4 protein-coding genes and 1 pseudogene are annotated in these 3,857 nt (G+C 63.2%); 3 read left to right on the top strand and 2 right to left on the bottom strand.

Annotation, left to right across the window (positions count from 1 at the left end):
- A partial coding sequence (locus ACLP9N_RS00600) for a hypothetical protein (protein WP_442405579.1) occupies positions 1-682 on the bottom strand: 682 nt, incomplete at its 3' end.
- Positions 683-770: 88 nt separating this feature from the next.
- Between ACLP9N_RS00600 and ACLP9N_RS00605 the strand changes: the two are divergent.
- From ACLP9N_RS00605 to ACLP9N_RS00615, 3 genes and pseudogenes are all read left to right on the top strand, one after another.
- Positions 771-925, top strand: a pseudogene (locus ACLP9N_RS00605) (TylF/MycF/NovP-related O-methyltransferase); the annotation flags it as partial.
- Between the two features lie 158 nt (positions 926-1,083).
- Positions 1,084-2,076, top strand: coding sequence for a Gfo/Idh/MocA family protein (locus ACLP9N_RS00610; RefSeq protein ID WP_442405580.1), 993 nt, complete (start codon positions 1,084-1,086; stop codon positions 2,074-2,076).
- Between the two features lie 91 nt (positions 2,077-2,167).
- Positions 2,168-3,178 (top strand): Gfo/Idh/MocA family protein, encoded by a 1,011-nt coding sequence (locus ACLP9N_RS00615; RefSeq protein ID WP_442405582.1) that lies wholly within the window; start codon positions 2,168-2,170, stop codon positions 3,176-3,178.
- A 46-nt stretch (positions 3,179-3,224) separates the two neighbouring features.
- Here ACLP9N_RS00615 and ACLP9N_RS00620 read toward each other — a convergent pair.
- The coding region (locus ACLP9N_RS00620; protein ID WP_442405581.1) for a GMC family oxidoreductase at positions 3,225-3,857 on the bottom strand (633 nt) is incomplete at its 5' end.

Consider the following 3,857-nt stretch of genomic DNA (forward strand, 5'->3'; position numbering starts at 1 on the left):
GCTGCCGCTCCGACGGCGTGCCGACCGGGGTATCGACAACCGGGTACACCTGGCACGTCCTCATCGTTGGATCGAGCGCGAGCATGGCCTTCTCGATTGCCTGTGAAATGCAGATCACCGACTCCGAAAGCTGGCTGATCAGGCGGATGCTCCTGCGGTAGCCCAACAGGAACCGAAGCCCATGGTCGTCTCTTCCGAATTCGAGGACGTACCAGTAGTGCGGGATGCCGAGCAGTTTGGCAGCGATGGCGTGCGAGGGAATGACCATCGTGTTGCTGATCACCATCGTCGGACGCAGTCGAACAAGCAGCAACACTGCTTGCAAAATGCCTAGAAGGAGAAGCGCGCCGCGGGGAAGCGCGCCGATGAGCGCCTCAATGCGCGGCGTGCGCCACCGCTCGGGAAAAGCCCACCAGGCTGTCAAGCCAATCTTGGTCCGGATACCGTGCCGAGCGCACTCCTTCGCTAAGCTTCCCTTCCACGGGAAGACGGCGACCAGATCGATGTCCGGCCGCTTTTCCCGGAGCGCCACGGCCATGTCACGAAATACGGTCGCGCCGCCCCCGCCGAAATTGCCATAGTTCGAGACCAGCAACACCCGGGGGACGGGGCTCCCTTTGCGTAAAGCTTCGTTCGCGCGAAGCCGGATTCCCACGCGGCGCCAGGTATGAGCGGCGAACATTGCGCGAGTGTATGCCAAGGTGTCGGCACGCGAAGGCCGAACCCACACCAATCCGACGTCCTCACCGGGCGTCGATCAAGCGTGCCACCTCTATCAGCGACTGTCCCCGGGCGGTTGTGCATCATTGATGACTACTTGGCGGTGAAGGCGTGTGAGCAAGCTGTCACCGACAAGCGCGCGAAACATGGGGCGGCCACGGAGATCGTCGACCTAGATGGGACTGGTGTGCGCTGGCGCAAGTAATGAAGACGTTGGGACGCTCTTCGCCATAGCCGCATCCGCCCTCGTCGGCGCGCCTGAGCATGCGCCGGCGTTGGCTCGTTGTGGATCTGGCAACAGCACCGCACGAGTCTTGCTCGATCTGTCCGAGTGACCCGAGGTTAACTGCTATCATCGCGTCCGTGTTTGGACGCGGCGCCCCGGTGCGGATTGGCATCCTGGGGGCGGCGCGCATCACATCGTCGGCGCTCATCAAACCGGCTCGGGGAAACAGCGAGGTGGTGGTGGCCGCGGTGGCAGCACGCGATGTGTCGCGTGCTCAAGCCTTTGCCGCCAAACACGGCATCGCCCGGGTGCACGACAGCTACGAGGCGCTGATCGCCGATCCGGACCTGGACGCTATCTACAACCCGCTGCCCATCGGCTTGCACGGCAGGTGGACTCGGGCTGCGCTTGACGCGGGTAAGCACGTGCTGTGCGAAAAGCCGTTCACCGCCAATGCCGCCGAGGCCCGCGAGGTCGCCGAACTGGCCGCCAAATCAGACCGGGTTGTGATGGAGGCATTTCACTACCGCTACCATCCGTGTGCTTTGCGCGTTGACGAAATCATTGCCTCGGGGGAGCTGGGCAAGCTGCAGCGAGTGGAGGCGGAATGGTGCTTTTGGATGCCGAAGTCCGCTGACATCCGCTACAACTACTCCCTCGCCGGTGGCGCACTAATGGATTCCGGATGCTATGCGGTCGACATGGTGCGCAGGTTCGGCGGTTCGACCCCGGAAGTCGTTTCGGCGCAGGCGAAACTGCGCAGTCCTGAGGTGGACCGGACCATGACGGCCGAGTTGCGGTTTGCCGGCGGGCACACCGGCCGGATCCACTGCTCGATGTGGTCGACCGATCTACCGCACTTCACCGCAAAGGTGGTTGGCGACCGTGGCGAGCTGCGGCTCAACCCGCTGATACCTTTCCAGCGGTTCTCGGTCCGATCAACCACCGGAAAGCGGGTGGAAAATTTCCCGGGGCGCCCCACCACCTATGCGCATCAGCTTGACGCTTTCGCCGCGGCCGTGTTGCGCGGTGAACCGGTGAAGACGACACCGGAAGAAGCGATCGAGAACATGACCGTCATCGACGCGATGTATCGCGCTGCCGGCCTTTCGCTCCGCGAGCCGGCCTGAACGCTAGTCCGTTCACCCGGTTGGCACTTCGGGCCGACCGCACCGTTTGAGCCCTGCTCGCCTATCCGAACGGCCCACGCCTACTGCTAGCATCGCGTCCGTGTCTGGACGCGGGGCCTCGGTGCGGATCGGCATCCTGGGTGCTTCACGCTTCGCGCCGATGATCCTCATCAAACCGGCCGGGGAAAATGCTGAGGTCGTGGTGGCCGCGGTGGCAGATCGCGACGTGTCCCATGCCCGAGCGTTTGCCACCAAACACGGCATCGCCAAAGTGCACGATAATTACCAGGCGCTGATCGACGATCCTGACCTGGATGCTGTCTACATCGTGCAGCCGAACAGCTTGCACGGCAGATGGACCCGGGCTGCGCTCGCCGGGGGCAAGCATGTGCTGTGTGAAAAGCCGTTCACCGCCAATGCTGTCGAGGCCCGCGAGATCGCCGATCTGGCCGCCAAGTCAGACCGGGTTGTGATGGAGGCAATCCAGTACCGCTACCACCCGCTGACTTTGCGCGTTGAGCAGATCATCGCCTCAGGGGAGCTGGGCAAGCTGGAGCGGGTCGACATCGCCTTGTGCGTATTGCTGCCGAAGCGCTCCAACACCAATGTGTATGACTACTCTCTTGCCGGTGGCGCGCTAATGGATGCCGGAATATATGCGGTCGACATGCTCCGCACGTTCGGCGGTTCGACCCCGGAAGTCGTTTCAGCACAGGCGAAACTGCGCGGTGCCCAGCTGGGCCGGGCCATGACGGCCGAATTGCGGTTTACAAGTTGGCTCACGGGCCGGATCCGCTGCGCGCTGTGGTCGTCGGATATGTTTCGGGCGAGCGCCAAGGCAATTGGTGACCGCGGCCAGCTGCGTTGGCTCAGTCCTGCGGCGCCTCAGGTTTTCCCGCGGCTCTCGGTCCGATCAGCCGACAGCAAGCGTGTGGAGCGCTTCCCACGGCGCGGCACTTTTGTGTATCAGCTTGACGCTTTCGCCGCGGCGGTGCTGCGCGGGGAACCAGTGAAGACGACGCCTCAAGACGCGGTCGAGAACATGAGTGTCATCGATGCGATCTATCGCGCTGCGGGCCTCGCCCTCCGCGAGCCGAGCTGAACTCCAAAATCGTTCGCCCTGTGGGCACTCCGGACAACCGATCGGGTCAGGTGGCGAAATGGGCTTGGTTTACGTGTGCGGCCACCCTCAAGGCGTTGGCCGCGACCGTCAAACTGGGATTCAAGCCAGCGCTGGAGGGGAAAAACGAGGTATCCACCACGTAGAGGTTGTCCACTTCGTGGGTCCGGTTTTGTGCGTCGAGCACGCTGGTGTTGGGATCGGTACCGAAGCGGCAGGTGCCGCAGACGTGGCCCAGGTTCGCGTTTCCTTCGCCGCTGCCCAGGGGCATTTTGCGAAACGGCTCTAACACTTCTTTGAGTTGGCGCAAAAACGCCGCACGGCGTTCGGTCTCGCTGGTGTGTAAGCGGTATTGGATTCGCAGCCGCTGGCGGCCGTCCAGGCTGGGCTGGTCGTAGGGCAGGACGCGGTTGTCCAGATAGGGTAGGTCTTCCGTCATCGCGGCCAGCACCAGTCCGCCGGTGAAGATCCTCTTGTAGATCTGGCGCACTGCCGGCCTCATCAGGCGCAGCGCCTTGCCCCGCCAGTCGGGGCGGTTGGTCAGCCACTGCATGGGGGGTATCGCGCCGAATGATTGCACGGTGCCGTATTTCTGCCCCTCCCAGAAATAGAAGTCGTTGAGCCCGATCTCCTTGTTTGCGGCTGTGGTCTTGTAGTCGGG

Source organism: Mycobacterium sp., assembly GCF_052144515.1.
Lineage (GTDB): Bacteria > Actinomycetota > Actinomycetes > Mycobacteriales > Mycobacteriaceae > Mycobacterium.